Source organism: Streptomyces sp. SID14478 (assembly GCF_010548525.1).
GTDB lineage: Bacteria > Actinomycetota > Actinomycetes > Streptomycetales > Streptomycetaceae > Streptomyces.
Map to the genome: position 1 here is coordinate 1 of NZ_JAAGMG010000568.1, position 4,824 is coordinate 4,824.

The 4,824-nt window shown below is 73.5% G+C and carries 6 protein-coding genes; 3 read left to right on the top strand and 3 right to left on the bottom strand.

All coding sequences use genetic code 11. The features are described from left to right. Positions 1–632 (top strand): SbcC/MukB-like Walker B domain-containing protein (locus tag G3I40_RS18755; RefSeq protein WP_275410198.1); only part of this gene is annotated, 632 nt, incomplete at its 5' end. Between the two features lie 7 nt (positions 633–639). Here the strand turns inward: G3I40_RS18755 and G3I40_RS18760 are convergent. Next, a complete protein-coding gene (locus G3I40_RS18760; RefSeq protein ID WP_164303289.1) occupies positions 640–1,110 on the bottom strand; it encodes an Lrp/AsnC family transcriptional regulator in 471 nt (156 codons plus the stop codon). A gap of 163 nt (positions 1,111–1,273) precedes the next feature. On the opposite strand from G3I40_RS18760, the gene G3I40_RS18765 reads away from it, so the two are divergent. After that, entirely contained in the window at positions 1,274–1,762 is a 489-nt protein-coding gene (locus G3I40_RS18765) for a rhodanese-like domain-containing protein (RefSeq protein WP_164303290.1), read from the top strand. A gap of 30 nt (positions 1,763–1,792) precedes the next feature. On the opposite strand, the gene G3I40_RS18770 is transcribed toward G3I40_RS18765, so the two are convergent. Together G3I40_RS18770 and G3I40_RS18775 are read right to left on the bottom strand one after the other, a co-directional pair. Then, the gene (locus G3I40_RS18770; RefSeq protein WP_164303291.1) at positions 1,793–3,481 is read right to left on the bottom strand and encodes a DUF885 domain-containing protein; all 1,689 of its coding nucleotides are present in this window, start codon (positions 3,479–3,481) and stop codon (positions 1,793–1,795) included. A 4-nt stretch (positions 3,482–3,485) separates the two neighbouring features. Beyond that, on the bottom strand, positions 3,486–3,989 hold the full coding sequence (locus tag G3I40_RS18775) for an Lrp/AsnC family transcriptional regulator (RefSeq protein WP_164303292.1): 504 nt from the start codon (positions 3,987–3,989) through the stop codon (positions 3,486–3,488). A 59-nt stretch (positions 3,990–4,048) separates the two neighbouring features. Between G3I40_RS18775 and G3I40_RS18780 the strand changes: the two genes are divergently transcribed. Then, positions 4,049–4,824 (top strand): PLP-dependent transferase (locus G3I40_RS18780; RefSeq protein ID WP_203644361.1); only part of this gene is annotated, 776 nt, incomplete at its 3' end.

Sequence of the window (4,824 nt, forward strand, 5' to 3'; positions counted from 1 at the left end):
GCTGCGACGAACTGGACCGGCTCTCCCGGCGCGCCGCCACCGAGGCCCGCCGCCTCGGCCCGCTGCGCGCGACGTACAACCGGATCGCCCGGCTCGCCTCGCTCGCGGCCGGCACCTCCGCCGACAACGAACGCAAGATGCGCCTGGAGTCGTACGTCCTCGCCGCCCGCCTCGAACAGGTGGCGGCCGCGGCGACGGCGCGGCTGCGCCGCATGTCGTCCGGCCGCTACACGCTGGTGCACTCCGACTCCCTTGCGGGGCGCGGGCGTTCGGGCCTCGGACTGCACGTCGTCGACGCCTGGACGGGCCGCGAGCGCGACACGGCGACCCTCTCGGGCGGCGAGACGTTCTTCGCCTCGCTGGCCCTCGCGCTCGGCCTCGCGGACGTCGTCACCGACGAGGCCGGCGGCGTCCGCCTCGACACCCTCTTCATCGACGAGGGCTTCGGCAGCCTCGACGACCAGACCCTCGACGAGGTCCTCGACGTCCTCGACTCCCTGCGCGAAAGGGACCGCAGCGTCGGCATCGTCAGCCACGTCGCGGATCTGCGCCGCCGGGTGCACGCGCAGCTGGAGGTCGTGAAGGGGCGGGAGGGGTCGACGGTGCGCCAGCGCGGCACCCAGGTCCCCTGACCCTCGCTCAGCGGCCGATCTCCCGGCGCGGCAGCGGCGAGGAGTACACGACGCTCGTCGTCACCGAACCCAGCGCGCCGATCTTGCCGGAGACCTCTTCGAGGTGGCGCATGGAGCGGGCCGCGACCTTGATGACGAAGCAGTCGTCGCCCGTGACGTGATGCGCCTCCAGGATCTCCGGCGTCGCGTCGATCAGGTCGTGGAACGGCTTGTAGTTCCCGTTCGGATAGCGCAGCCGCACGTAGGCGAGGATCGGCAGCCCGAGCCTCTCCGGCACCACGACCGCCGCGTACCCGGCGATCACCCCGGCCTCCTCCAGCCTGCGCACCCGCTCGGTGACGGCGCTCGCGGACATGGACACGGCCCGCGCCAGCTCGGCGTAACTGGACCGGCCCTCGCGCTGCAGGACCTGCAGGATGCGCCAGTCGGTGGCGTCCGGCACATAGCCGGCCGCGGCGGCTGTGGAATCGGCGGTCATGGTCGAGAAATAGCAGGGGAATCCCCGGCAGATCAAGAGGGATGCCGGGGATCGCCCCTTCAGGGCGGCGGTCGTCGCCCGTAGATTTCTGGCCAGGGGAACGGGCCGCAGCGCCGCCGCCCGGCACCGGGACATCGCACACCGAACGACGGAGGACGCCACCATGACCACGACCGCCACCACCGCCGCGGCCCACCCCGTCCTGCGGGTCGCCCCCGCCCCGCCCGCCGTCGCCGCCGCCTACTTCGGCGCGAGCCTCGCCTTCCACGCCGACGTGTCGGACGTCGCCGCTGCTCTCGCCCAGGACGGCGACCCCGGCTTCGTCGTCGTCGACTCGCGCTCCACCGCCTCCTGGGACCAGGGCCACGTCCCCGGCGCGGTCCACCTGCCCACCGCGCTCGTCGCGGAGCAGGCCGAGCAGCTCCTCGACAGGTCGGTGCCCGTCGTCACCTACTGCTGGGGCCCCGGCTGCAACGGCGCCGCCCGCGCGGCCCTGGCTCTCGCCGAGCTCGGCTTCCAGGTCAAGGAGATGCTCGGCGGTTTCGAGTACTGGGTGCGCGAGGGCTTCGCGTACGAGACCTGGCAGGGGCCTGCGCGCGGCGCCACCGACCCGCTCACCGCCCCCGTCGACGCCGACGACTGCGGCTGCTGAGCGCACGGCAGCCGCAGCCCGCGACGGCCACTACAGCCTGGACAGCTCGTCCACGAGGTCGTCCAGGCCCAGCGAACCCTGGGACAGCGCCGCCATGTGCCAGGCCTTCGCGTCGAAGGAATCGCCGTGCGCCGCCCGGGCGTTGGCCCGGCCGAGGAGCCAGGCCCGCTCGCCCAGTTTGTAGCCGATGGCCTGACCCGGGATCGACAGGTACCGGGTCAGCTCGCTCTCCACGAAGTCCGCGGGGCGGCTGCTGTGCGCGCCGAAGAACTCCTGGGCGAGCTGCGGGGTCCACCGCTCGCCCGGGTGGAACGGCGAGTGGGCCGGGATGTCCAGCTCCAGGTGCATGCCGATGTCGACGATGACCCGCGCCGCGCGCATCATCTGCGCGTCCAGGTAGCCGAGCCGGGTCTCGGCGTCGGTCAAGAAGCCCAGTTCGTCCATGAGGCGCTCCGCGTACAGCGCCCAGCCCTCGGCGTTGGCGGAGACGCCGCCGAGGGTGGCCTGGTAGCGGGAGAGGTTCTCGGCGACGTGCGCCCACTGCGCGAGCTGCAGGTGGTGGCCCGGCACGCCCTCGTGGTACCAGGTGGACACCAGGTCGTAGACGGGGAACCGCGTCTCGCCCATCGTCGGCAGCCATGTGCGTCCCGGACGCGAGAAGTCCTCCGACGGGGCCGTGTAGTACGGCGCCGCGGCGCTGCCGGGCGGCGCGATGCGGGACTCCACCTTCCGTACCCGCTCCGCGAGTTCGAAGTGGGTGCCGTCGAGCGCCTCGATGGCCTCGTCCATGAGGTCCTGCAGCCACTGCCGCACCTCGTCGACGCCCTCGATGTGCCGTCCGTGCTCGTCGAGATGGGCGAGGGCGACCCAGGGCGTCGCGGCGCCGGGCAGGATCTTCTCCGCCTCGGTCCGCATCTCGCCGAGCAGCCGGTGGAACTCGCTCCAGCCGTACGCGTAGGCCTCGTCCAGATCGAGGTCCGTACCGTTGTAGTAGCGCGACCAGCGGGCGTACCGCTCGCGGCCCACGACGTCGGGGGAGCCCTCGATCGCCGGGGCGTACACGTCGCGCATCCAGTCGCGCAGGTGCGCGGTGGCCGCGTCCGCGGCGCGCGCCGCTGCGGTCAGGTCGTCGCGCAGCGCCTCGGGCCCGTCGGCGGCGAACTGCGCGAACCAGCCCTGCCATTCGGTGAGTTGCCCGATGAACGTCGCCGTCGGGCGCGGACCGCCGTGCAGCTTGCGGTCCAGGCCGGCCGTGAGCGAGGCGCGATAGCCGGCGAACGCGTCCGGCACCGCGCGCAGCCGCTCGGCGATCGCCGCCCAGTCCTCGTTGGTGTCGGTCGGGGTGACCGTGAAGACGTCCCGCACGTGGTGGACCGCGGAGCCGAGATTGGAGACGGCGCGCAGGTGCTCGTCCGCGTCGTGCACGGCAAGTTCCGCCGTCAGCCGCTCTCGCAGCAGCCGCGCGCAACGCCGCTCGGCGTCGCTGTCGCCGCCCGGCGCGCGCTCCGCCTCGGCGAGCCGCGCGAGGGTCTCGCGGGCCAGCTCGGCCACGGCCTCGGCCCCCGCGGGGGAGAGGTCGGGCAGTTTGCTGTGGGACTCCCGGACGCCGAGGTACGTCCCTTCGACCGGGTCGAGGGCGACGTACGCGTCGACGTACGCGTCGGCGACCTGTCGGGGCAGCCGCTGCGGCGTGTGCTGGGTGTGAGGGATGGCTGACATGCGGTCATCCTCGTACGAGTGGGGGCGCCGCGTCACCACCCGGGGGCAGCAGAGGTCCGCATTCCCACTGCTGGAAGATCAGCCGGGTCTCGACCCGGGCCACCTCGCGCCGGGAGGTGAACCCGTCGAGGACGAGGCGCTGCAGGTCCGCCATGTCGCGCACGGCCACGTGCACCAAGTAGTCGTCGGGGCCGGTGAGATGGAACACGGTGCGCGCCTCGGGCAGGGCCCGGATCCGCTCCACGAACGGGCCGACGAGCTCCCTGCGGTGCGGCCGCACCTGTACCGACAGGAGCGCCTGCAGCCCGCGGCCCAGCCTGGCGGGGTCGAGCCGCAGCACGTGCCCGAGGATCACGCCCGAGCGGCGCAGCCGGGCGACCCGGTCCAGGCAGGTCGAGGGCGCGACACCGACCTGCGCGGCGAGGTCGCGGTACGTGGTGCGGGCATCGTTCTGCAGCAGCCGCAGTATCTCCAGATCGACCGGATCGAGTACGACGGAATCAGCCATCGGCCGAACGTAGCACGGGAGTTGACCGTTGCAGGCCGTCCACTGTTCAGCCTGTGGGCATGGACAGCAACCGCACCCCCCGCCCCAGGGCCCTCGCCACCGAAGCCGTGCACGCGGGCCGCGACGACCTCGCGGCCCTCGGTCTGCACGCCCCGCCCATCGACCTGTCCACCACGTATCCGTCCGCCGACAGCCGCGCCGAGGCCGCCCGCATCGACGCCTTCGCCGCCGACGGTGTCCTCGACGACGGGCCGCCGGTCTACGCCCGCCTCGGCAACCCGACCGTCGCCCGCTTCGAGACCGCCCTCGCCCGCCTCGAAGGGGCCGACGCCGCGGTCGCGTTCGCCAGCGGCATGGCCGCGCTGACCGCGGTCCTGCTCGTACGCCTCGGAGCCGGCCTGCGCCATGTCGTGGCGGTCCGCCCGCTCTACGGCTGCAGCGACCACCTGCTGACGGCGGGCGCGCTCGGCTCGGAGGTCACCTGGGTCGACCCGGCGGGCATCGCCGACGCGATCCGGCCCGACACCGGACTGGTGCTGGTGGAGTCGCCCGCCAACCCGACCCTCGCCGAGGTCGATCTGCGGGCCGTCGCCCACGCCTGCGGCTCCGTTCCGCTGCTCGTGGACAACACCTTCGCCACCCCCGTGCTGCAACGGCCCCGGGAGAGCGGGGCGCGGCTCGTGCTGCACAGCGCCACCAAGTACCTGGGCGGGCACGGGGACGTCCTCGGCGGGGTGGTGGCGTGCGACGAGGCGTTCGCGCGGGAGCTGCGCAAGGTGCGCTTCGCGACGGGCGGGGTGCTGCATCCGCTCGCCGGATACCTGCTGCTGCGCGG